Source organism: Nocardia neocaledoniensis (assembly GCF_029868625.1).
Classification (GTDB): domain Bacteria; phylum Actinomycetota; class Actinomycetes; order Mycobacteriales; family Mycobacteriaceae; genus Nocardia; species Nocardia neocaledoniensis_A.
This window is the reverse complement of record NZ_JARWOJ010000179.1, coordinates 1-22,213: the sequence shown is the minus strand read 5'-3', so window position 1 is coordinate 22,213 and position 22,213 is coordinate 1. Positions and strand designations below refer to the sequence as shown.

21 protein-coding genes are annotated in these 22,213 nt (G+C 71.0%); 12 read left to right on the top strand and 9 right to left on the bottom strand.

Translation table 11 applies throughout. The features are described 5' to 3' along the window. Window positions 1-35: 35 nt before the first annotated feature. Window positions 36-1,127 carry an RNA ligase (ATP) gene (locus QH270_RS13145; RefSeq protein ID WP_280341463.1) on the bottom strand — a complete coding sequence of 364 codons (1,092 nt, stop codon included), beginning with the start codon at window positions 1,125-1,127 and terminating at the stop codon, window positions 36-38. 84 nt (window positions 1,128-1,211) lie between these two features. After that, complete coding sequence (gene cobG, locus QH270_RS13140; protein ID WP_280341460.1) at window positions 1,212-2,408, bottom strand: precorrin-3B synthase; 1,197 nt, start codon at window positions 2,406-2,408, stop codon at window positions 1,212-1,214. Between the two features lie 165 nt (window positions 2,409-2,573). On the opposite strand from cobG, the gene QH270_RS13135 reads away from it, so the two are divergent. The 3 genes from QH270_RS13135 (at window position 2,574) to QH270_RS13125 (ending at window position 5,243) form a co-directional block, all read left to right on the top strand. Next, a complete protein-coding gene (locus QH270_RS13135) occupies window positions 2,574-3,242 on the top strand; it encodes a hypothetical protein (protein ID WP_280341458.1) in 669 nt (222 codons plus the stop codon). 38 nt (window positions 3,243-3,280) lie between these two features. Beyond that, window positions 3,281-4,603 (top strand): MerR family transcriptional regulator, encoded by a 1,323-nt coding sequence (locus QH270_RS13130; RefSeq protein WP_280341456.1) that lies wholly within the window; start codon window positions 3,281-3,283, stop codon window positions 4,601-4,603. A gap of 151 nt (window positions 4,604-4,754) precedes the next feature. Next, on the top strand, window positions 4,755-5,243 hold the full coding sequence (locus QH270_RS13125) for a hypothetical protein (protein WP_280341454.1): 489 nt from the start codon (window positions 4,755-4,757) through the stop codon (window positions 5,241-5,243). A 31-nt stretch (window positions 5,244-5,274) separates the two neighbouring features. Here QH270_RS13125 and QH270_RS13120 read toward each other — a convergent pair whose 3' ends face one another. After that, entirely contained in the window at window positions 5,275-5,601 is a 327-nt protein-coding gene (locus tag QH270_RS13120; RefSeq protein ID WP_280341452.1) for an ester cyclase, read from the bottom strand. Here QH270_RS13120 and QH270_RS13115 point away from each other — a divergent pair. From QH270_RS13115 to QH270_RS13105, 3 genes are all read left to right on the top strand, one after another. Continuing rightward, window positions 5,584-6,204: a TetR/AcrR family transcriptional regulator gene (locus QH270_RS13115; protein ID WP_280341449.1), complete on the top strand. Its 621-nt coding sequence runs from the start codon at window positions 5,584-5,586 to the stop codon at window positions 6,202-6,204. The genes QH270_RS13120 and QH270_RS13115 overlap by 18 nt on opposite strands. Window positions 6,205-6,400: 196 nt before the next feature. After that, window positions 6,401-10,045, top strand: coding sequence for a cobaltochelatase subunit CobN (gene cobN / locus QH270_RS13110; protein ID WP_280341446.1), 3,645 nt, complete (start codon window positions 6,401-6,403; stop codon window positions 10,043-10,045). Window positions 10,046-10,125: 80 nt separating this feature from the next. Further along, the gene (locus tag QH270_RS13105) at window positions 10,126-10,980 is read left to right on the top strand and encodes an acyl-CoA thioesterase domain-containing protein (RefSeq protein ID WP_280341444.1); all 855 of its coding nucleotides are present in this window, start codon (window positions 10,126-10,128) and stop codon (window positions 10,978-10,980) included. Window positions 10,981-11,079: 99 nt separating this feature from the next. Here the strand turns inward: QH270_RS13105 and QH270_RS13100 are convergent, their stop codons facing one another. Then, the gene (locus tag QH270_RS13100; protein WP_280341442.1) at window positions 11,080-11,706 is read right to left on the bottom strand and encodes a winged helix-turn-helix transcriptional regulator; all 627 of its coding nucleotides are present in this window, start codon (window positions 11,704-11,706) and stop codon (window positions 11,080-11,082) included. Between the two features lie 85 nt (window positions 11,707-11,791). On the opposite strand from QH270_RS13100, the gene QH270_RS13095 reads away from it, so the two are divergent. Next, the gene (locus QH270_RS13095; RefSeq protein ID WP_280341440.1) at window positions 11,792-12,682 is read left to right on the top strand and encodes an alpha/beta fold hydrolase; all 891 of its coding nucleotides are present in this window, start codon (window positions 11,792-11,794) and stop codon (window positions 12,680-12,682) included. Between the two features lie 19 nt (window positions 12,683-12,701). Here the strand turns inward: QH270_RS13095 and QH270_RS13090 are convergent, their stop codons facing one another. After that, a complete protein-coding gene (locus tag QH270_RS13090) occupies window positions 12,702-13,052 on the bottom strand; it encodes a hypothetical protein (RefSeq protein ID WP_280341437.1) in 351 nt (116 codons plus the stop codon). Between the two features lie 314 nt (window positions 13,053-13,366). Between QH270_RS13090 and QH270_RS13085 the strand changes: the two genes are divergently transcribed. Continuing rightward, the gene (locus tag QH270_RS13085; protein ID WP_280341434.1) at window positions 13,367-14,569 is read left to right on the top strand and encodes an MFS transporter; all 1,203 of its coding nucleotides are present in this window, start codon (window positions 13,367-13,369) and stop codon (window positions 14,567-14,569) included. 14 nt (window positions 14,570-14,583) lie between these two features. Here QH270_RS13085 and QH270_RS13080 read toward each other — a convergent pair whose 3' ends face one another. Next, on the bottom strand, window positions 14,584-15,039 hold the full coding sequence (locus QH270_RS13080) for a hypothetical protein (RefSeq protein WP_280341432.1): 456 nt from the start codon (window positions 15,037-15,039) through the stop codon (window positions 14,584-14,586). A gap of 133 nt (window positions 15,040-15,172) precedes the next feature. On the opposite strand from QH270_RS13080, the gene QH270_RS13075 reads away from it, so the two are divergent. From QH270_RS13075 to QH270_RS13065, 3 genes are all read left to right on the top strand, one after another. Further along, window positions 15,173-16,042 carry an NAD-dependent protein deacetylase gene (locus QH270_RS13075; protein WP_280341430.1) on the top strand — a complete coding sequence of 290 codons (870 nt, stop codon included), beginning with the start codon at window positions 15,173-15,175 and terminating at the stop codon, window positions 16,040-16,042. Continuing rightward, a complete protein-coding gene (locus tag QH270_RS13070) occupies window positions 16,039-16,416 on the top strand; it encodes a DUF5655 domain-containing protein (protein ID WP_280341427.1) in 378 nt (125 codons plus the stop codon). Before QH270_RS13075 ends, QH270_RS13070 begins: the two co-directional genes overlap by 4 nt. Window positions 16,417-16,592: 176 nt before the next feature. After that, window positions 16,593-19,001 (top strand): MFS transporter, encoded by a 2,409-nt coding sequence (locus QH270_RS13065; RefSeq protein WP_280341425.1) that lies wholly within the window; start codon window positions 16,593-16,595, stop codon window positions 18,999-19,001. Window positions 19,002-19,166: 165 nt separating this feature from the next. On the opposite strand, the gene QH270_RS13060 is transcribed toward QH270_RS13065, so the two are convergent. Then, window positions 19,167-19,712 (bottom strand): hypothetical protein, encoded by a 546-nt coding sequence (locus QH270_RS13060; protein WP_280341423.1) that lies wholly within the window; start codon window positions 19,710-19,712, stop codon window positions 19,167-19,169. Between the two features lie 198 nt (window positions 19,713-19,910). On the opposite strand from QH270_RS13060, the gene QH270_RS13055 reads away from it, so the two are divergent. Next, the gene (locus QH270_RS13055) at window positions 19,911-20,147 is read left to right on the top strand and encodes a hypothetical protein (RefSeq protein WP_280341422.1); all 237 of its coding nucleotides are present in this window, start codon (window positions 19,911-19,913) and stop codon (window positions 20,145-20,147) included. 8 nt (window positions 20,148-20,155) lie between these two features. Here QH270_RS13055 and QH270_RS13050 read toward each other — a convergent pair whose 3' ends face one another. After that, the gene (locus QH270_RS13050; RefSeq protein WP_280341420.1) at window positions 20,156-21,019 is read right to left on the bottom strand and encodes a LysR family transcriptional regulator; all 864 of its coding nucleotides are present in this window, start codon (window positions 21,017-21,019) and stop codon (window positions 20,156-20,158) included. 238 nt (window positions 21,020-21,257) lie between these two features. Further along, on the bottom strand, window positions 21,258-22,213 hold a 956-nt coding region (gene dmpG, locus QH270_RS13045; RefSeq protein WP_280341418.1), incomplete at its 5' end, for a 4-hydroxy-2-oxovalerate aldolase.

Genomic DNA, 22,213 nt, shown 5'->3' with positions numbered 1-22,213 from the left:
CCGGGAGCCGGCTCGCATGCGCGCAGCCCGTGGCCTCACTCGAATTCGGTGCCGCCGTCGCGCAGCAGGTACGCGTTCGAGACGATCTTGCCGATCGCCCGGCCGCCGAGGACCGGCGCGTGCCGCTCGGCGGCGGCCCGCACCACCAGGCCCTCCCGGATGTTGGCGCCGGTACCGCTGACGGTTTCGGTGCCCTCGGCCAGTGCCACCAGCAGGTCGGCGTCGTAGGGGCCTTCGTAGAGCACCGGCACTCGCGGCACCGGGAGGCCGAGATCGGTGAGCAGGGCGCCGATCTCGTGGTGACCGAGCCAGCGCACCGGCTCGCCGTCGCGGTCCGCCGCGATGTCGAACAGGCCGAAACCGAGCGCGGCGTCCTGCGCGGCGGACGCGCCGTAGTGCAGATCCTGCACCCCCGCGCCGTAGACCTCGCCGAAGAGCCCGACCCGGTCGGCGCCGAGCGCGGTGGCGATCTTCCTGGCGGCCTCGTCCAGCCCGTGCGCGCGCATCGCCCGCCAGTACAGGTTGCCCTCGGCGTAGGTCAGCGACAGCGACTTGCCGCCGACCCCCTTGGACGACACCAGGATCCGGTCCTCGGCGCGCACGTGGGTGAGCAGGAAGGCGGTGCCGTGGATCTTCTCCGTGGCCACCACCCGCTCCCCGGCGGCGAAGATGTCCGGGAACCGTTTGATGTTCTCGACATCGATCCAGGGCAGCAGCTCCGGCGCGGGCTCGACCTGACCCGACATCGAGACCGGGACGGGCGGAACCCATTTGACGATCCCGAGCCGCTCCGCGAAATCGGTGCGCTCCCGCGCGGCCACCGCGAGATCCACCCCGGCCAGCGCGGCGGGCACGCAGACGATGCCTTGCGACACCTCGCCGCGCAACCGCACCGCCTTCACCCGATCGTGCCGGGGCCCCGCCAGTTTCCCGGTCAGGCCGAGTTCGCCGATCAGCGCCTCGGGCAGCACCGCCTGCTCCGGAATGTAGAGCGCGTGCTCGCCGGTGCGGAACCGGCCCTTGGCGACGACGGTCCGGTACAGGCCCACCTGGGCCAGCTCGAGCCGGTCGGCGTTCGGATGCGGAAGGACGACGAGCCGCTCGGCCGTCACCTGCAGTGTGGACATTCGATCCCCCCTCGTAGTGAGGAGGCCAGAGTACGGGCGCCCACCGACAACGTCGATCGAATTACGGTGCGGGACAGGCGAACGCTACGGGGTGGGCGGGGTGACGCGGTAGCCGTCCGGGGTGGCGACGACGTCGGTGACCGGCGCGGTGGGGCGCCCGCAGCGGCGTTCGCAGCCGGACCAGTGCTGGCGACCGGCGACCGTCACGTCCGCGGCGGGCACCACCACCTCGCCCGCGCGCTGTTCGCCCGGCAACACCCGCTCGGTGTCGACGGCGGCGGCGAGATCGGCGCGGACATCGGTCAGCGACTTGGCACAGCCCGGGCGACCCGCACAGGCGCTGACCCGCAGCCACGGTGAGGTGGCGTCGAAGATCAGTCCCATCGGCGCCAGGACCCGCACGACCGTTTCGGCGGGGCCCTCGTCGAGGTCGGCGATCACCAGGCTGCGCCACGGGGTGAGGAAGACGGGATGGTCGACGGCGGCGAGGAATTCGGCGGTCCGCGCGGGCAGGATGCCCAGTGGCACCTCGGCGCCGAGGCTCACCAGGCCGTTGTCCTGGTCGAGCCAGCCGATCGGGATATCGTGTGTCGCGCCGAGTTCCAGCGGCGCGCCGACGGGGGAGCGGTCCAGGATCTCGGTGACCCGCTCGACCCCGCCGGGGATCTCGTGCAGGCGCCACTGGCCGTCGGCGCCCGCGCCGCGCAGATCCAGGAAGCCGCGGGCGGCGTCGAGCATCACCTCGACCGCCTCGCCCGCCGAGACGCGAAGTCCGGTGTCGGCGCCGGTCAGCAGCAGCGCGAATTCGTCGGTGCCGAGGGCGTGGATGCCGATGTCCCCGCGCAGGGTGCTGACGTCGCCGCGCCCGTCGTCGAGGGTGAACAGCACCCGTCCCGGCAGTTCGGCCAGGCGCGGGTCCGCGCGCAGCCCGGCGTCGAGTCCGGCCGCCAGATCGTGCACCTCGGCCCAGCCGCCGATCCGCCCGGACAGAGGCGAGGCCACGATGTTGCGCACCCGCTCGTGGGTCGGGCTGGGTAGCAGGCCCGCGGCGTCGAGCCGCGCGGCGAGGGCCGCGGCGTCGCTGACCTGCCGCAGCTGGACGTTGCCGCGCGAGGTGAGTTCGAGATCGCCGTTGCCCAGCTCGCGCGCCGCCTCGGCGAGCGCCTGGACCTGGGCCGGGGTCAGCCGTCCGCCCGGCACGCGAATCCGTGCGAGGGGACCGTCCGCCGCCTGATGCAATCGCAGCACGCCGGGGCACGCGTCGGGGGCACTCCTGGTCATGATCCGACCAGCCTACGACCCGCGCCGCCGCGCGCGCTGACCCGGTCGTGATGGTCCGGGCGCCCCGGCGCGCCGCCGGATGCGCCGGCGGCGGGGCCGGCGTTCGTCCCCTAGGCTGGGCGGTGCTGTTCGCCCTGCCCGCTCGACGACAGGAGAGATCGCCGCATGCTGCGTGAATTCGTGGACAAGCGAGTAGTTCCCGCGCTCGACAAGGTCGCGCTCGCCCAGACCGGCGCGGTCGGCAAGTACGTCGACTGGCTCGAGCGCAGGCACCCCGACGACGCACCGGTGGAGACCTTGCGGCGGCTGTCCAGGCAGTATCTGGTGGTCGTCACCTCCAGCGGTGTGCTCGTCGGGCTGACCGCCGCGGTGCCCGGCGTCGGAACGCTGCTCGGCCTCGCGGCGACCGGCGTGGACACCGTGGTGTTCCTGGAGGCGTCGTCGGTGCTGTCGGTCGGCGCGGCGGCCGCCTACGACGTGGCCGACGACGATCCCCGCCGCGCGCAGCTGGTGTCGAAGGTGGTCCTCGGTGAGGCGGGCACCAAGCTGCTCGACGAGACGGCGGGGCACAAGACCGGCCAGTGGCTGGGCGTGGTGACCGATCACATTCCCGGTCTGGCGAGCATGCCCGATTCCCCGGCCAAGCGGTTCATCGTCAACTACCTGGTCAAACGGACGCTGTTGCTGTTCGGCACCCTGATCCCGGCCGGCATCGGCGCGGTGATCGGCGGCGTCGGCAACAATGCGCTCGGCCAGATGGTGGTGGCCAACGTGTACCGCAATCTCGGCACCGGCTCGCCGGAGATGGTGGCCGCGGGCACCGCGCGCGACTGACTTGACCTTCGAGTCGCTGGAACCCCGAGGATGAGCCGGTGTCCGAATCCGACCTCCTCACCATCGGCGCCTTCGCCCGTTCCTGCGGTCTGAGCGCCAGCGCGTTGCGCTTCTACGCCGACGCGGGCGTGCTGGTGCCCGCCGTCGTCGACGAGACCACCGGCTACCGCTACTACGCGCCCGGGCAGGCCGCCACCGCGCGGCTGATCCGGTACCTGCGCGCGGTCGAGATGCCGTTGCCCGCGGTCGCCGCCGTCCTCGCCGAACCCGACCCGGCTTGCGCCCTCGGCCTCGTCGACACCCACCTGGCCGACCTGGACCGGCACCTGGACGCGGTCCGCTCCGCCGCGACCGCGGCCCGCGCCGCGGTGCGGGCACTGTGGGCCCGCCGCGCGTGCGACGACCCGAGTGCCGCCGACCCCGCGACCCCACCGCCGGACCGGGCATCGACGACAGGCCCAGGGGCTACCGGCGCCGGGGGTGTGGCCCGTTCGTCGTTCACGGCTCCGCGAATCGACGCTGTTGGCGCCGCCTCGCGGACGGAATCGCCAGGGGACCGGCATGATCCCGACTTTCCCGCACCGCCGAGCCAGGGGCGCACCGCGGACATCGTGTGGATGCGCGGCCCGCATCTCGCGGCGGCCATCGACCAGATCGCGACCGCCACGGTGGCCGACACGAATCTGCCGGTGCTCAACAGCATTCACCTCGAGTCGACCGCGACCGACCTCATCCTCACCGCCACCGACCGCTACCTCCTCGCCACCCGCACCCTGCGTCCCGCGCATCCGTCCACCACAGCCTGGACCGCGACCGTCGACGCCGACGACCTCCGCGCCACCAGCTCCTGGCTCCGCCGCGCACACACCGTCGCCCTGCGGCCTACGCCCACCCATCTCGAGTGCGTCGCCGTGGATTCTGTTCCCACCGTGCGTGTTCCGGCCACCGGTCCGTCCGCGCGCCGGTGCCGCCGCTCGCCCGAGCCGTTCCCCGACTACCGGGCGATGCTGGCGGCCTTGCCCGCGGTCACCACCCGTGTCGTGGTGCCCCGCACGGTGCTGTTGGACCTCCTCGAACGATCCAGTGCGTCCATGATCACTCTGCTCATCGAGTCGACCGGCGCGGTGCGCGCGACGTTCGGCTCCGAAACGTGGCAATTGCCCGCGACCGCGACCGGGCCCGGGCTCACCGTCCACTTCGCGGTGACGACCCTCTATCCCGCCGTCGCGTGCTCCTTCGGGCCAGACCTCCTCATCGACCTCAGCGCCCCCGACCAGCCCGCCCTCCTGCGCGCCGCCGACGACGGCACGCTTCTCACCCTCGTGATGCCGCGCCGCGACGACACCACCGAGCCGGCCTGACCGCACGTCAGATGTGCTCCCGCGCAACCGTCGTGCCTGGCGAGCCGGCTGACGGACGGCCGGGGACCGCGCACCGACCGGCTGTCCTGACCACCGTCACGCATCGCCGAGCCGGGGCTATCCACATCACCGCCATCAGGAAAGGCAACCGATGACCACCTCCGCCGCCGACCCCGTCATGATCCGTATCACCGAGGCCGTGAACGAATTCCGTTCGGGGGAAACAGAATCCGCCCGCACCGCACTGCTCGCGCTGTGGTCCGAGATCGGCGTCGCGGGCGACCCGCTACACCGCTGTACCCTCGCCCACTACCTGGCAGACCTCTACGACCACCCGGCCGAGGCCCTGGTCTGGGACCTGCGCGCGCTCGACGCGGCCGACACGCTCACCGACACCCGCCTGCACGATCACGACACGAGCCTGCGGGTCGCGGGCTTCTACCCGTCCCTGCACCTGAACCTCGCCGACAACTTCCGCCGCCTCGGCGCGTTCCCCGCCGCCACCCGTCACCTCGACGAGGCCCGCGATCGCCTGCCCGCGCTGGCCGACGACGACTACGGCACCCTGATCCGCACCGCGGTCACCGAACTCGCCACCATGATCGCCGCGCACGACACCACCCGCCGCCCCACCCACTGACCGCCACGGGACGCCGTTTCGTCGGGAATGATCAACGGCCCGAACGTACTTCGCGGACCGCCTGCCGCTTCAGCCACATCGATCGCAGCAGATACCGCGGTGACGGCGGCAACCAGCCGAGCTGCCTGGCCATACCCAGGTCGTCCCGGTTGGCCCAGTGCTCGAAGATCTTGCCCTCGCGCATGCGGAACCAGTGCGATTCGGTCATCGCGAAGCTCGCGCCGGTCGGCGGGAAGGCGTTGTCCACCGCGCCGGATTCGGTGTAGAAGACCAGCGGCCCGGTCTGGCGCCCGTGCATGGTCGCGTGGACGGTGACCAGATCGCCCTCGGCCGCCGTGGCGTGGATGTCGTAGGACATGTCGGTGAACGCCTCGCGCAGCCACTCGGCAAGCGCGTAATGCTCGCCGCGCGGGAACTGTTCGAGCGCGACGGTTTCCGGCCGACGACGATCGCGGCGATCGCCGAGCGCGCCGGGGTCTCGGCGGAGAGCGTCTACAAGGCGTTCGGCACGAAGGCGGCGCTGGCCAAGGCCGTGTTCGATCTCGTCATCGCCGGCGACGACGAGGACGTCCCCGTGTATCAACGGCCCGAGCAGCAGGCGATGCTGGCCGAACCCCACGTGCGCCGCAAGATCGAGATGTTCGTCGCCGGGCTCGCGCGTCGGCAGGCGCGCTCCGCCACCGTGCAGTTCCTGATCCGCGACGGCCGCCATGTCGACGATTCGCTCACCCCCGTCTGGGACAAGCTCGCCGAGGAGGGGCTCACCGGCATGACCATGCTCGGTGGACATCTGCTCGCGACGGGGCAGCTGCGGCCGGGGATCGAGCTCGACGAGGTTCGTGACGTGCTCTGGAACTACCTCGCGATCGACACCTACGAGCGGCTGGTCCTGGCCAGGGGCTGGTCGGTGCGGCGCTACGCCGACTGGGTCGCGCGGGCGCTCGTCGCGGCGCTCACCTGAGACTCGGCCACCCGGTCACAGGGATGTGGGCTGGAAAGTTGCGGGCCGAGCGCGGACAGTACGATCGGGATGCTCGGCGGGCGTCGAGGAAACCGGTGGAAATCCGGTGCGGTCGCGCCACTGTGAACAGCCAGACCCTCTCCGGCGAGCACCACCACCCCCCGATGGGCGCGTCACCCGAGGAAGGCCACACCCTGTGATCCTGCTGCTGTCCACCTCCGACACCGATCTGCTCAGCGCCCGCGCGAGCGGCGCCGACTACCGGTGGGGCAACCCCGCCCGGTTGCTGGTCGATGATCTGCCGGAGCTGCTCGACGGCGCCGATCTGGTGATCGTGCGAATCCTCGGCGGCAAGCGGGCCTGGGAGGCGGGCCTGGACGCGGTGCGGGCCAGCGGGGTGCCCATGGTGGCGCTCGGTGGCGAGATCGCACCCGACGCCGAGCTCATGGAGTGCTCCACGGTGCCGGTGGGTGTGGCGGCCGACGCGCACAACTACCTCGCGGCCGGCGGCGCCGACAACCTGCGCGAGCTGCACAACTTCCTCTCCGACACGGTCCTGCTCACCGGCCACGGTTTCGCCCCGCCGGTGGAACTGCCGACCTGGGGCGAGCTCGAGCGCTCCGCGCGCATCCTCGAACCGCACGCCCCGACCGTCGCCGTGGTCTATTACCGCGCCCAGCACCTGGCGGGCAACACCGGCTACATCGACGCGCTGTGCACCGCGATCGAGGCCAAGGGCGCCCGCGCGCTGCCGGTGTACTGCGCCTCGCTGCGCACCGCCGAACCCGAACTGCTGACCCTGCTCGGCCGGGCCGACGCGCTCGTCGTGACCGTCCTCGCGGCGGGCGGCAGCAAGCCCGCCACCGCCGCGGCCGGCGGCGACGACGAGGCCTGGGACGTGGCTGCGCTGGCCGCGCTGGACGTGCCGATCCTGCAGGGCCTGTGCCTGACCAGCGGCCGCGCGCAGTGGGAGGCCAACGACGACGGCCTCTCGCCGCTCGATGTCGCCACCCAGGTCGCGGTGCCGGAGTTCGACGGCCGCATCATCACGGTGCCGTTCTCGTTCAAGGAGTTCGACGCCGACGGCCTGTCCACCTATGTGCCCGATCCCGAACGCGCCGCCCGCGTCGCCGGGATCGCGGTGCGGCACGCGCGGCTGCGGCACATCCCCGCCGCCGACAAGCGGCTCGCGATCATGCTCTCGGCCTACCCCACCAAGCACGCCCGCATCGGCAACGCCGTCGGCCTCGACACCCCCGCGAGCGCGATCCGCCTGCTCACCGAATTGCGCTCCGCCGGATATGATCTCGGCGCGCCCGGGGAGATTCCGGGCCTGGAGGAAGGCGATGGCGACGCCCTCATCCACGCGCTGATCGCGGCGGGCGGACAGGACCCGGACTGGCTCACCGCGGAACAGCTGGAGGGCAACCCGATCCGCATCGGTGCCGCCACCTACACCCGCTGGTTCGAGTCACTGCCGGAGGACCTGCGCGAGGCCGTCGTCGAGGCGTGGGGCCCGCCGCCGGGGGAGCTCTACGTCGACCGCTCCGCGGACCCGAAGGGCGAGATCGTCATCGCCGCACTGCGTTTCGGCAATGTCGTGCTGATGGTCCAGCCGCCGCGCGGCTTCGGCGAGAACCCCGTCGCCATCTACCACGACCCCGACCTGCCGCCCAGCCACCACTACCTGGCCGCCTACCGCTGGCTGTCGGCCCCCGACGGGTTCGGCGCCGACGCGATGGTGCATCTCGGCAAGCACGGCAACCTGGAGTGGCTGCCCGGCAAGACCCTCGGCATGTCCGCCTCCTGCGGCACCGACGCCGCTCTCGGCGACCTGCCGCTGATCTACCCCTTCCTGGTCAACGACCCGGGCGAGGGCACCCAGGCCAAGCGCCGCGCCCACGCCACCCTGGTCGACCATCTGATCCCGCCGATGGCGCGCGCCGAGACCTACGGCGACATCTCCCGGCTCGAACAGCTGCTCGACGAGCACGCCAACATCTCCGCGCTCGACCCGGCCAAGCTGCCCGCCATCCGCCAGCAGATCTGGACCCTGATGCGCGCCGCCAAGATGGACCACGATCTGGGCCTGGCCGAACGTCCCGAGGAGGACGTCTTCGACGACATGCTGCTGCACGTCGACGGCTGGCTGTGCGAGATCAAGGACGTGCAGATCCGCGACGGGCTGCACATCCTCGGCCAAGCGCCCGAGGGCGAGATGGAACTCGACCTGGTGCTGGCCATGCTGCGCGCCCGTCAGCTCTGGGGCGGCGAGCAGAACGTGCCGGGCCTGCGCGAGGCGCTGGGCCTGAGCGAGGCCGGCGACGAGGCCCGCGACCGTGTCGACGTCGTCGAGGCCCGCGCCCGCGAGCTGCTGGCCGCGCTGCAGGCCGAGGACTGGTCCGCCGACGTGGTCGAGCGCCTCGTCGCCGATTTCGCGACCGCGATCCTCGACGGGCACCGCGCGGAGGACGTGCCGGTCGCCGACGCCCAGCGCCTGGCGCAGGTCGCCGCGATCCTGCGCTTCGCCGCCACCGAGGTCGTGCCCCGCCTGCGCGAGACCGGCGTCGAGATCGCCCGCGTCCTGCACGCGCTCGACGGCGGTTTCATTCCCGCCGGTCCCAGCGGCTCCCCGCTGCGCGGGCTGATCAACGTGCTGCCCACCGGCCGCAACTTCTACTCCGTCGACCCGAAGGCCGTGCCGTCGCGCCTGGCGTGGGAGACCGGTCAGGCGATGGCGGAATCGCTGCTGGCCCGGTACCTGGCCGATCACGGCGAGTACCCGAAGTCGGTGGGCCTTTCGGTGTGGGGCACCTCGGCCATGCGCACCTCCGGCGACGACATCGCCGAGGTACTCGCGCTGCTGGGCGTGCGGCCGGTGTGGGACGAGGCCAGCCGCCGCGTCACCTCGCTGGAGGTCATCTCGCTCGCCGAGCTGGGCAGGCCGCGTGTGGACGTCACCGTCCGCATCTCCGGGTTCTTCCGTGACGCGTTCCCGCACGTGCTCGCCCTGCTCGACGACGCGGTCCGTCTGGTCGCCGATCTCGACGAGCCGGCCGAATCGAATTACGTTCGCGCGCACAGCCAGTCGGATCTGGCCACGCACGGCGACGCCCGCCGGGCGACCACCCGCATCTTCGGTTCCAAGCCGGGCACCTACGGCGCCGGTCTGCTGCAGCTCATCGACTCCAAGAGCTGGCGCACCGACGACGACCTGGCGCAGGTCTACACCACCTGGGGCGGCTACGCCTACGGTCGCGACCTCGACGGCGCCCCCGCCGCCGACGACATGCGGACCGCGTACCGGCGGATCGCGGTGGCCGCCAAGAACACCGACACCCGTGAGCACGACATCGCCGACTCCGACGACTACTTCCAGTACCACGGCGGCATGGTCGCCACCGTGCGCGCGCTCACCGGCAAGAACCCCGAGGCCTACATCGGCGACTCCACCCGTCCCGACGCCGTGCGCACCCGCACGCTCTCGGAGGAGACCGCCCGCGTCTTCCGCGCCCGCGTGGTGAATCCGCGCTGGCTCGAGGCGATGCGCCGGCACGGCTACAAGGGCGCCTTCGAGATGGCCGCCACCGTCGACTACCTGTTCGGCTACGACGCGACCACGAATGTCGTCGCCGACTGGATGTACGAGAAGCTGTCCGAGAGCTACGTGTTCGACGAGGTGAACCGCAAGTTCATGGAGCAGTCCAATCCGTGGGCGCTGCACGGCATCGCCGAGCGGCTGCTCGAGGCGGCCGAGCGCGAGCTCTGGGAGCATCCGGAGGCGGAAACGCTGGAGAAGCTGCGGCAGGTCTACCTCGAGACCGAGGGCGAGCTGGAATAGCTTGCCGAGAAACTAGAACACGTTCTAATCTCAGGGTGTCCGGGCGCGCGCCCGGCGCGGCGGGGCAGGAAAGGGTCGTCATGAATACCGAACCGGCGTACTTCACCCGGGCGGACGGGGTCTTCCAGCCCACTCGGTTCGCAATGAGCCTGTGGGCGCCGAACACGCTGTCCGGGCCGCCGGTGTGCGGGCTGATGGCCCGTGAGGTCGAGGCGCACTACTGCACCGACGGGTTCGTGCCGTCCCGGCTGACCGTCGACCTGCATCGCGCGGTCCCGGCCGTGCCGCTCACCGCAGAGAGCGAGGTGACCCGCGACGGCAAGCGGGTCCGCGCCGTCGCTCTCGTGCTGCGCTCCGGGTCGCAGGTGGTCGCGCGGGGGAGCGCGCTGCTGCTCAAACGCTCCACCCAGCCGCCGGGCGAGGTGTGGCGGCCGGATCGGGATCGCCCGCTGCCGCCGCCGGAAGCGCTGGCCACCGTCGAGGACGCGCTGCACCTGTTCGGCAGCGACGGTCACGCGCAGGGCTGGTCGGTGCGGATGACCGAGCACCAGAACGACACCCGTAAACGCAAGTGGATGCGCAACATCCCCGTGGTCGCGGGGGAGGAGTCGTCGCCGTTCTGCTTCGCGGCCATGACCGGCGAGCAGACCAGCCTGGTCACCAACTGGGGCACCGAGGGCATCGGGTTCATCAATACGGATGTCTCGATCACGTTCTCGCGCATGCCGATCAGTGCCGAGATGGGCATCGAGGCGGAGTCGCACCTCAGCGACGACGGCATCGCCGCGGGCGCCGCCGTCCTCTACGACACCGAGGGCGCCTTCGGCATCTGCACCACCACGGCGCTGGCCAACGAGCACCGCCAGCTCAGCGGCACCGCCATCGACCGCAAGACCGACGAGTTCGTCGAGGCGACCGCGGATCGAGGACGCTGACGGCGGCTGTGTCCGGCGGGAACGGCTCGGGCGCCGGTTGATGTGCTCGGGGTCCGTGCGTGCGCGGCCGACGATCGCCCGGACTGCGCGGTCGGGGCCTCAGGCGGCGAAGACCGCCCGGACGACGGACTCGTCGCCGTCCACCTCGAGCAGTCCCAGGGCGCGGGCGTCCCCGAGGGTGAACGCCCCGGCGGCGAGGCCGAGGATCGCGGCGGGCTCGGCGCGCACGGTGGCATCGAGGTCGCGACCGTCGTGTCGGTCGATGTCGATACCCTCATCCGTCGCGCGAAGCTGAAGAAGTACGTCGCCGACATCGAGGCCGACCCTGGCCGTCGGCCGAACCGACACCCGGGCGTCCAGCAGTGCGGGGACGGCGAGGGCAAGCCATTCCGAACGGAAGGCGTCGTCCCCGGGGCCACGCGTCATCAGCGGCGTCGACCAGCGGATGAGGCCCTCGATGGGTTCGCGGAGTTCGGCGCCCCAGAGCGTCAGCGCGTAGTCGACCACGCTGCCCGCCTCGGCGAGTCTGCGCTCGACCACGCCGGCGGCCTCGAGATCGCGGAGCCGATCGGCGAGCAGGTTGGTGGCGATGCCGGGCAACCCCGCCAGCAGATCGCGATAGCGGGCGGGGGCGATGAGCAGCTGGCGCACGATGAGCAGATTCCATCGATCACCGACGACTTCCAGCGCACGGGCGAGCCCGCAGTATTGGCCGTAACTCCGCATCGCACCTCGCTCAACCCACTTGAATTTCTCAAGTGTATATGAAACAGTCAAGTAGCCCGCAGGACCGAGTCGAAGAGGGATCGCCATGACCGATGCCATCGCGAACGTTCGGCCCGCCTGGGTCGACGACGACCTGTTTCCGTTCGAGAGCCGCTTCGTCGACATCGACGGGCACGCCGTGCATTACATCGACGAGGGCGCGGGGCCGACTCTGCTTTTCCTGCACGGCAACCCGACCTGGTCGTTTCTCTGGCGCGACGTGATCCGCGCCCTGCGCGACGAGTTCCGGTGCGTCGCGCTGGACTACCCGGGCTTCGGGTTGTCGGCGGCGAAGCCGGGCTACCGGTTCTTTCCCGAGGAACACGCGGACGTGGTCACCGCGTTCGTCGACAGGCTCGGTCTCGAAGGGGCGACCCTGGTCGGCCAGGATTGGGGTGGACTGATCGGCCTCGCGGTCGCGCAGCGGCGCCCGGGCGTCTTCGATCGGCTGGTGCTCGCCAACACCTGGGCGTGGCCGGTCAACGGCGAGTGGCACTTCGAGGCCTTCGGCCGGCTCGCCGGCGGGCTTCCGAGCCGGTTCCTTGTCCGGCGATTCAATCTGCTGGTCAACACGTTCATCCCCACCGGCCACCGCAGGCGCACACCGACCGCCGCCGAAATGGATCACTACCGCCGCGCCCTGGACACCCCCGCGCGGCGCCAGGCCAGCGCGGTGCTGCCCGGCCGGGTCCTCGCCAGCCGGGGCTTCTTCGCCGAGGTCGAGGCCGGGCTCGCCGACGTGGCACACCTCCCGACCCTGATCGTGTGGGGTGACGCCGACATAGCCTTCCGGCCGAAGGAACGCGAGCGGCTGGAAACCGTCTTTCCCGACCACACGACCGTGATCGTCGAGGGCGCGGGCACCTACGTGGAATCCGACGCCCCCGAGGAGTTCGTCGCCGCGGTCCGCGAGTGGACCGGGCGCGGCGCCTCCTGACCCGGCCCGCCGCCAGCGGTCAGGCCGGATCGAGTCCGGTGAACGCCAGGCCGACGGTCGTCGCGCACAGGAGCGCGCCCGTCGCAGTGGTGGTCAGCAGATAGCCGAGGGCCATCAGCCGGGCGACCGGGAGCGCGGCCAGCAGTAGGGTCGGGGTCAGCAGGGCCGCCAGGGTCAGTGCCCAGCTGAGCCAGTACGAGTTCGGGATCGGCTCGATCCGCGCGAACGAGATCGTGCGTGGCACCGGCACCTCCCACGCGTTCTGGACGGCGAACGTCGCCGGTACCAACACGAACACCGCGACGAACAATCCCGCCGCCACACCCCAACCCGCCCGCCACCTGGCCTGTCCCGACACCGCCGCACCCACCTGCCCACCCACCTTCCCGACCCGACTCAGCCCCGCCCATGCTGCCTCGAGCAAGCCCCGTCACCACCCAAGCACGAAGCCGTGTCCCAGGCCGGCGCGTGTCGAGGCGCCGGCTCGGACCCGCCCTGCCCGGTCGTCGCCGCGACGCTGTGACCGCTGGTCAGAACCCCGCACGCGAGACACTGCCGCCGCCGGAGATAGTCGGCTCGCCCCGCGCCGACCACGACGGCCGTCAGCGGCCGTTGCCCCTGGAACGAGTCGGCCGGTACGAAATACCGGTGGCACGACCGATGTGGAGCGGGTTGACTGCTGCGATGACCAGCCCGCCGAGTTATCGCGCACTCCTGGCTCCCTCCGGCGTGCGGCAGCTGTTCGCCGGGTCAGCGCTCGGCCGCGTGTCCTTCGGGATGGGGCCGATCGGAGTGGTCACCCTGCTCGGGGTGACGCACGGCGCGTTCGGGGCGGCCGGGGTGGCGATGGGCGCCTACGCGATCGGCTCGGTCGTCTCGGGACCGGCCCGGTCCTGGTGGACCGTGCGGGTCGGGCACGCTCGCGCGATCCTCACCTTCGCGCTGATCAGCGGCGCGGCCCTGGTGGTGCTGCCCACGGTCGCGGATCGGGCGGGCCCCGCGTGGGCGGTCGTCCCCGCCACGGTCGCCGGACTCGCGGTGCCGCCGTTCGGCGCCCTGCTGAGAGTCGGCTGGGCGCAACGGATTCCGCCGGAGTGGGTGCCGCGGGCCTTCGGTATGGATGCCGTGGCCGAGGAATCGGCCTTCGTCCTCGGCCCCGCACTCGCCGCCTTCGCTCTCTGGGCGACGGGTGCGGCCGAGGTGGTCGTCCTCACCGGAATCCTCTGTCTCGCGGGCGGACTCGTGATGGCGCGGGCGGCCGGACCCGCCCGCCCGGACCGGCACACCGAAACCTCGTCGGTGCGGTCGGTCGTGCGGCGGCTCGCGTGGTTGCTGGTGACCTTCGCCGGCGTCGGCTTCACCATCGGCGGACTCGAAGTGGGCATCCCGGCCGCCGCGGCGGAGACCGGCCGGCCCGACGCGGCGGGTCTGCTGTTCGCGCTCATGGCCTTCGCCAGCGCGGGTTCGGCGCTGGTCTACGGCCGGATCGCCTGGCGGCGGTCCGCCCGAACCCGGTTCCTCGCCGTAGCGGCAGTGCTCGCGGTGGCGACGGTGGCCGCGGGTTTCGTCGCGGGCACCCTGGCCGCGCTGACGATCCTCGTCGGCATCGGCCTCGCGCTCGGCCCCGCCGTGATGACGGGTTACCTGCTCGCCGACCAGCTCGTCGCCGGCGCCGACCGCACGCACGGCGCCATCCTGGCCAGTGTGGCGTGCAATGCCGGAGCCGGACTCGGTGCCGCCGCGTCCGGGGTCACCGCCGCCGCACACGGGGCGGCGGGCGCCTTCGTCGTCTGTGGCCTGGTCGCCCTCACCCTCACCGTCGCCGGCGGGTTCCTCGGCCACCGTCGCCGCGCGGTGGGTGTCTCGGAGGCGCGCTCATGCTGGTGAGCGAGATTCCTGGCTCACGCGGACACGAGCGTCACGATCAGTTCGTCGGCGATCGACTCCGCCTTCACCATGCCCTCGCCCAGATACAGCGTCGCGGCCCTCGGCCTGCCGTCGGGCAGCGGCAACACCGAGACGGCGTCCACGCGGCGGCCGGTGAGGACGTCGTAGGGCGGCTCGTCGGTGACATCGAACGCGGTGTACTTGCCCGAATTGGCGACATATTCGATGTTCACCGGATCGACCAGCGGTTCGAAGGGATCCCGCCAGGGCGCCGCGCCGATCCGCAGCTCCGCGCCGTCGACCCCGGCATCGAGCAGCAGCGTCGAACCGTCGTGGAAGGTGAACTCGATCGGCCCCTCCGAGCGGTCGATATCGTCACCGAGGACGTAGAACATCCGGCGGACGGCGACGATCGTCCCGTCGACGGCGGCGTTGAGCGCGGTACGGCCGTACTCGTCGTTGTCGGACACAGGATTTCCTCTGGACGGTCGATCTCCGGGCGGGGATGAGCAATCATGTCGTCGCACCGCGACGGCACGCAACTCCGCCCGGCGTGTTCGCCCCGGCGCCACCGCCCCCGCCCGCCGCTCGTACAGTGGTTCCATGGTGGACACCACCACGGACGACACCGCCACCGCGATCCCGCGCGCGGCCGACCTGCTGGCCGGACGCCGCGTCGTGCTGATCTCCGGCGCCGGGCTGAGCACCGACAGCGGCATCCCCGACTACCGCGGCCCCGACGCGCCGCCGCGCAACCCCATGACCTATCAGCAGTTCGTCGGCGACGCCGCGTTCCGGCAGCGCTACTGGGCGCGCAACCACGTCGGCTGGCGGCGGATGGACGCCGCCCGCCCCAACGCCGGTCACCGGGCCGTGGCCCGCCTCGAGCGCGCCGGTGTCGTCACCGGCGTGATCACCCAGAACGTCGACCTGCTGCACACCAAGGCGGGCGCGCGCCGGGTGATCGACCTGCACGGCACCTACGCCAGGGTCTGTTGCCTGCGCTGCCGAACACTGATCTCCCGGATGACCCTGGCCGAGCGCCTCGAAGCCGCCAATCCCGGGTTCGCCGACCAGATTTCGGCCACCGGCATCGAGGTCGCGCCCGACGCGGACGCCGTCGTCGCCGACACCGGCGGCTTCCGGATGGTCGACTGCGCGCACTGCGGCGGCATGCTCAAACCCGACATCGTCTACTTCGGCGAAACCGTCCCGCCCGAGCGGGTCACGGCCGCCTTCGAGCTGGTCGACGACGCCGAGGCGCTGCTGGTCGCCGGGTCCTCGCTGACGGTCATGTCCGGGCTGCGTTTCGTGCGGCGCGCGGCGAAGAACGGGGTGCCGGTGGTGATCGTCAACCGCGGCCGCACCCGCGGCGACGACGTGGCCGAACTCCGGATCGACGCGGGCTGCTCGGATGTGCTGTGCGCCTTGGCCGATCGGCTCGTCACCGCCGACGCGGTACCCGCGCGATGAACGATTCCGCCGACGCCGCGATCGACGCCTGGTTCGCGGGCAAACCGCATTCCCACGAGATCTTCACCGTGCTCCGGGAATTGATCGACGCGTGTGGACCGGCGCATGTCTCGGTGGCCTCGCAGATCAGCTTCGGCAACGCCAGGAAGTTCGCGTGGGTATCGCTCTACAACGTCACCGGACGCAATCCGGAAGGCACCGTGCAAATCATGCTCGCCATCGACGAGGAAATGGCGCGCGCCCCGGTGTATCGGGTGACCCAGGTGGGTCGATCGCGCTGGAATCACCTGGTCGTGGTGCATTCCCTGGCCGAAGCGCGCGACCCGGAACTGGCAGTTCTGATCGCCGCCGCCTATCGTTTCGGTGCGAAATGATCGGTCACTTGATCCCTCGGTGACGGCGCCGGATTCGACGTGGGTAAGCTCGGCGCACCAGTGCATGAAGAGTTCCACCCGCGGCGCAAAGTTTTCCTCGCAGCGGGGTTGTCGGCCCTCGTGTGGGCCGCATGATCGACCCCCACTTGCCAGCCGATCAGAACCAGGGCTTTTCCATGACCGATACCGTTGTCGCCGAACCACGCCTCACGCATCGCCAGACGCTGACGATCCTGTCCGGACTGCTACTCGGGGTGTTTCTCGCCGCGCTCGACCAGAACATCGTCAGTGTCGCGATCGTCCGGATCGCGAACAGTCTCGACGGGTTCGACGAACAGGCCTGGGCGACAACGGCGTATCTGATCACCGCCACCGTCACCACGCCGCTCTACGGCAAGCTCGCCGACATCTACGGGCGTAAACCGTTCTATCTGTTGGCGATCGCCCTGTTCGTGCTCGGTTCGGCCGCGTGCTGCTTCGCGACCACCATGTACGAACTGGCGGCCTTCCGCGCCTTCCAGGGATTGGGCGCGGGCGGGCTGATGTCGTTGGCGTTCACCATCGTCGGCGATATCGTGCCCGCCCGCGAACGGGTCCGCTACCAGGGCTATTTCCTGATGGTGTTCGGCATCGCGACGGTGCTCGGCCCGGTGGTCGGCGGGTTCCTGTCCGAGTACGAGAGTCTCGGCGGCATCGAGGGCTGGCGCTGGGTGTTCCTGGTGAACGTGCCGGTCGGGGCGCTGGCCTTCCTCGTCGTCGCCAAGGTGCTCGACGTGGCCCATGTGCGACGACCGAGCCGGATCGACTGGTTCGGCGCGCTCACCCTGGTCGTCGGGGTGGTGCCGCTGCTGCTGGTGGCCGAGCAGGGCCGGATGTGGGGCTGGACCTCACCGAAGGCGTTGCTGTGCTACGGAATCTGCGCGGGCGGCCTGCTGCTGTTCCTCGTGGTCGAGTTCGTGATGAAGGACGCCGCGCTGATCCCGCTGCGCCTGTTCCGCAGCTCGACGTTCAGCATCGCCATCCTCGGCGGTTTCCTCGTCGGCGTCGCGATGTTCGGCGCGATCACCATGGTCCCGCAGTACCTGCAGGTCGTGCGCGGTTTCTCGCCGACCGAGGCGGGGTTGCTGATGTTGCCGTTGGTCCTCGGGATCATGGTCGGCGCGCAACTGTCGGGGCTGATCACCAAGGCCACCGGGCGCTACAAGGTGCTGCCCGTCCTCGGGGCGCTCATCCTGGCGATCGGCTGTGCCCTGTTCGCGCACGTGGGCTACGACGGTCCGCTGTGGCAGCCGCTGGCCTACAGCGCGATCATGGGCTTCGGCCTCGGCGGCTGCATGCAGACGCTGATCATCGCCGCGCAGAACGCGGTGCCGAACTCGGAGATGGGCGTGTCGACCGCCTCGGCCACCTTCTTCCGGCAACTCGGCGGCACCCTGGGCGTCGCTGTCTTCCTCACGGTCCTGTTCGACCGGTTGCCCGGTTCCATCCTGGCCGCGTTCGGCGGGACGCTGCCACCCGGTCTCGACGAGGCGGGATTGGCCGCGCTGCAACAGAACACCTCCGGCATCGCCACCCTGACCGACGAGCTGCGGATCCCGATCCTCGAGGGCTTCACCGACGCCATGGGCGGTGTGTTCCTGCTCGCCGCCGACCTGGCGATCGTCGCCTGCCTGGTACTCGTCTTCATGAAAGAGATTCCGCTGCGCGATGATCCGGCGCCGGAGGAGGCCGCCGACGGCACCCTGCTGCGGGATGTGAGCCTGCACGACGCGCACGAGATGGCCGACCAGCTGCACCCCGTGGCCACCGGCCGGGTGATCGCGGGCCTGCTGCGCCGCGACGACGACCGTCCGGTGCCCGGCGCCACGCTCACCCTGATCGACCAGCACGGACACCAGGTGGCGCGCGGCAACGGCGACGCTGTTGGCGCGTACGTCATCGAGGCGCCGGAGCCGGGCAACTACGTCCTCATCGCCGCCGCGGCGGGCCACCAGCCCGAGGCGGTGAGCGTGTCGATGGGGGAGCGGGCGCTGCACGTCGACCTGATGCTCGCCGGCGCGGGCGAGCTCACCGGCATCGTGCGGTCGGCCCGCCGGGGGGAGCCGCTGCTCGGCGCGACGGTGACCCTCACCGATCCCGGCGGCGATGTAGTCGGTGCGGCGATCACCGGCGAGGACGGCGCCTACGTGTGCCGCGATGTGGTGAGCGGCACCTACACCCTGGTCGCGGTCGCCGACCACATGCGTCCGGCCGCGTTCGCGCTCACTATCCCCGAGACCGGGTCGCTGCACCACGACATCGACCTCGAGCCGATGGCCATCCTGGTCGGTTCCGCCTGGGTCGACGGTGACCGGCCCGTCGCCGACGTCCAGATCACCGTCCTGGACGCGGGCGGCGATCCGGCGGCCACCACCCGCACCGACGAGAAGGGCCACTCCCTGGTGCCGGACCTCCCCGAAGGGGAGTACACCGTGGTGGCCCGCGGCTACCCGCCGGTGTCGAGCCGGGTCTCGGTGACCCGCGGCGAGATCACCCACGACGTGACCCTCGGCTACGACTCGGAGGAGTCCGTCCACCACCGGTGACTCAGGGTGCGAGCATGGCCTCGAAGGTGTCCAGCACCGCCGCGCGCGACGGCACGTCGGTGTCGCCGATCAGTCACGCTCGGCGATCTCCTTGCTGGTCACCCCTGCGCTGCCCCGTCACGCAGCGGGTCGCAGGTCGCGGCGAGGATCGGCTCGCGGTGACGACTACCCGGTCTGGCCCCGGCCCGCGGCCGCCCGCGTGGTGAGTTCGGCGTCGAGCAGGATGCGGCGGCGGTACGTGCGCAGGGCCGCGATGACGGCGAAGACCGCGGTCAGCGCCCCCATCACGATGCGGATCGAGTGGGCGATCTCGATCTCGCGGACGGTGCGTTCGAGTTCCTCGATGGTGTAGCGCTCGCGGTCGTCGAACAGGATCGTCCAGCGTTCCCACAGGTACAGCGGCGACAGCAGGAACATGCCGGGCACGAACGCCGCCAGCGAGGCCGCCGTCCAGCCCCTGGCGGTCCGTGACCAGAGGCTCGCCGCGGTCGCGACGATCGCGCTCAGGGTGAGGACCATGCCGAGCGGGCGCATCACGCTGCCGACCGAGACGGCCACGGTGAACTCCTCGCCGACGACGAGCGAGTTCGGGATGTCGTGGAAGTAGTTCGGATACAGAAAGACCGTCTCCGCGACCATGGTGCAGAACACGAAGGTCGCGAGGACCGCGTACACGGCCGAGGCGGTCAGTGAGGTGGTGAGTTTTCGCATGGAAGCCCCTGTTTCGTTGGGAATTCCCTGAATGTAGGGCGGGACCGAGCGCGGCACATCCGGCGTCAGCCCTGAATCGGCTCGGGGGCCTCCCCTGAGAAAACGCTCGCGCGAAGCCGGGGATTCATCGCCAGGACAGCTGAATCGCAGCGATTATCGGTGTTGGACGCGGGACAACGCGCGGTCGACCATGAGGGGATGGACTGGTATCCGAGTGAGCGGACGGCACCGGGGGCCGGTGGCGGGTCGGTGGCGCATCGGCCGACGCGACCGGACCCGCGCGAGGACGACGCTGTCGCCCGGCTGCTCGGGCGGTGCGCGACGTACGCGATGGTCTTGGCGGCCGCTGTGTGGCTCGGTGGCAACGGCGCTCTGGCAGGGTGTCTGGCGCTGGTGGGCCTCGGCTTGCTGGTCGCGCGATTCCGGACGGCGTGAGGGTGCCGTCAGGGGAGCAGGTGGGTCACCAGGGCCCGGGCCGCTGGGTTGGCGGGGACGAGTTCGCGACCCGCGAGGTGAACCCGGCGGTGGAAGCCGGGGTGGTCGAACTCGGCGAAGGGGAGGCCGGAGTGTTCGGCGACATCGCGGGGCAGGACCGTCACCCCGAGTCCGGCGGCGACGAGCTCGACCAGCAGAGGGACATGGGTAGCTTCGCAGACCCGGTTCAGTCGCACGCCGGCCGCCTCGGCGTGCCGGTCGACCATGGCCTGGATGCCGCTGCGGCTGAACACCAGAAACGGCTCGTCGTCGATTTCGGTCAGGGGGATCGCTCGCCGGTCGCCGAGCCGGTGCCCGGGTGGACAGAGCAGCACCAGATGCTGGGTCCACTCGGCGAAACTCACGAGCCCGTCGGGGAGTGGCTGGTCACCCGCGAGGAACGACAGGTCCAGTTCGCCGTCGCGCACCGCGGCGGCCAGCGCGGGGACCGTTCCGTCCCGCACGTAGAGGTGAATGCCCGGGTAGCGCAGACGGAACCGGCCGAGCAGACCCGGGAGGTCGATCATGGTCAAGGTCTGGATGGTCCCGACGGCGACCCGTCCCCGCGTGAGTTCGGCCAGCGCGGCGACCTCGTCACGGGCGATCCCCGCATCGGCCAGCAGTCGCTGCGCTCGCGGGAGAAATGTCCGCCCGGCCTCGGTGAGTCGCAGTCGCCGCGTCGTCCGCTCGAACAGCGGCGCCCCGAGCTCCTCCTCGAGCCTGCGCACCGACGCACTCAACGCCGACTGCACGATGTGCACCTCACGAGCCGCGGCCGTGAAGCTCCCGGCCCGCGCCACCGCCAGAAAATGCTCGACCTGACGGAACTCCATCGCGCGATCCTAGGCGAGCATCCACGCCGATGCGCCGAAAGGTCCGCGCGACTCGATCAACCGACCGCGCAGAGCCGCCGACCGCACCCTACCGTGCAGGCCGCCAGGGAATCCGCCCGTTTCCGTCACCGGTGGGGTGGTGACGACTACTTCGCCGGGGCCGCCCGCGGACGGTGACGGCGAAGGGCCGTGGACGTGGCGACGGCGTGACCCGGTGGGGTCACGCCGTCGGGGCGGGTCAGGCCGAAGCGGTGGCTTCGCGCTGGAGCTCGAGGGCGATGTCGATGAGCTGGTCTTCCTGGCCGCCGACGAGCTTGCGCCGGCCCGCGCGGACGAGCATCTCGGCGGCGGAGACGCCGTAGCGTTCGGCCTGGCGTTCGGCGTGCTTGAGGAAGCTCGAGTAGACGCCCGCGTAGCCCATCATCAGGGATTGCCGGTCGAGCAGGCATTCACTCGGCATGGCGGGGCGGACCACGTCCTCGGCGGCGTCGGCGATGGCGAAGAAGTCGACGCCGGTCCTGATGCCGAGTTTGTCGGCGACACCGACGAAGGCTTCGACGGGGGTGTTGCCCGCGCCCGCGCCGAAGCGGCGGGTGGAGCCGTCGATCTGGGTCGCGCCTGCCCGGACGGCGTAGACCGAGTTGGCGACGGCGAGGCCGAGGTTCTCGTGACCGTGGAAACCCACCTGGGCGTCGGAACCGAGTTCGGCGACGACGGCGGCGACGCGATCGGAGACCTGTTCCAGCACAAGGGCTCCGGCGGAGTCGACGATGTAGACGCACTGGCAGCCCGCGTCGGCCATGACGCGGGCCTGCTTCGCCAGCGCCTCGGGCGGCTGGGTGTGCGACATCATCAGGAAGCCGACGGTCTCCAGGCCGAGATCGCGCGCGTAGCCGAAGTGCTGGATGGAGACGTCGGCCTCAGTGCAGTGGGTGGCGATGCGGCAGATGGACCCGCCGTTGTCCTGGGAGATCTTGATGTCTTCCTTGACACCGACACCGGGCAGCATGAGGAAGGCGATCTTGGCGTTGCGCGCCGTCTGCGCGGCGATCGTGATCAGTTCCTGCTCAGGGGTTTTCGAGAACCCGTAGTTGAACGAGGAACCACCCAGTCCGTCACCGTGGGTCACCTCGATGACCGGGACACCCGAACCGTCAAGAGCGGCAACGATATTGCGCACCTCGTCCGCGGTGA

What these genes read in the sequence shown, in the direction of transcription:
- QH270_RS13145 (WP_280341463.1), bottom strand. Translation starts at nt 1,127, where the DNA reads ATGTCCACACTGCAGGTGACGGCCGAGCGGCTCGTCGTCCTTCCGCAT.
- cobG (WP_280341460.1), bottom strand. Translation starts at nt 2,408, where the DNA reads ATGACCAGGAGTGCCCCCGACGCGTGCCCCGGCGTGCTGCGATTGCAT.
- QH270_RS13135 (WP_280341458.1), top strand. Translation starts at nt 2,574, where the DNA reads ATGCTGCGTGAATTCGTGGACAAGCGAGTAGTTCCCGCGCTCGACAAG.
- QH270_RS13125 (WP_280341454.1), top strand. Translation starts at nt 4,755, where the DNA reads ATGACCACCTCCGCCGCCGACCCCGTCATGATCCGTATCACCGAGGCC.
- QH270_RS13120 (WP_280341452.1), bottom strand. Translation starts at nt 5,601, where the DNA reads ATGTCCTACGACATCCACGCCACGGCGGCCGAGGGCGATCTGGTCACC.
- QH270_RS13105 (WP_280341444.1), top strand. Translation starts at nt 10,126, where the DNA reads ATGAATACCGAACCGGCGTACTTCACCCGGGCGGACGGGGTCTTCCAG.
- QH270_RS13100 (WP_280341442.1), bottom strand. Translation starts at nt 11,706, where the DNA reads ATGCGGAGTTACGGCCAATACTGCGGGCTCGCCCGTGCGCTGGAAGTC.
- QH270_RS13095 (WP_280341440.1), top strand. Translation starts at nt 11,792, where the DNA reads ATGACCGATGCCATCGCGAACGTTCGGCCCGCCTGGGTCGACGACGAC.
- QH270_RS13085 (WP_280341434.1), top strand. Translation starts at nt 13,367, where the DNA reads ATGACCAGCCCGCCGAGTTATCGCGCACTCCTGGCTCCCTCCGGCGTG.
- QH270_RS13075 (WP_280341430.1), top strand. Translation starts at nt 15,173, where the DNA reads ATGGTGGACACCACCACGGACGACACCGCCACCGCGATCCCGCGCGCG.
- QH270_RS13070 (WP_280341427.1), top strand. Translation starts at nt 16,039, where the DNA reads ATGAACGATTCCGCCGACGCCGCGATCGACGCCTGGTTCGCGGGCAAA.
- QH270_RS13065 (WP_280341425.1), top strand. Translation starts at nt 16,593, where the DNA reads ATGACCGATACCGTTGTCGCCGAACCACGCCTCACGCATCGCCAGACG.
- QH270_RS13060 (WP_280341423.1), bottom strand. Translation starts at nt 19,712, where the DNA reads ATGCGAAAACTCACCACCTCACTGACCGCCTCGGCCGTGTACGCGGTC.
- QH270_RS13055 (WP_280341422.1), top strand. Translation starts at nt 19,911, where the DNA reads ATGGACTGGTATCCGAGTGAGCGGACGGCACCGGGGGCCGGTGGCGGG.
- QH270_RS13050 (WP_280341420.1), bottom strand. Translation starts at nt 21,019, where the DNA reads ATGGAGTTCCGTCAGGTCGAGCATTTTCTGGCGGTGGCGCGGGCCGGG.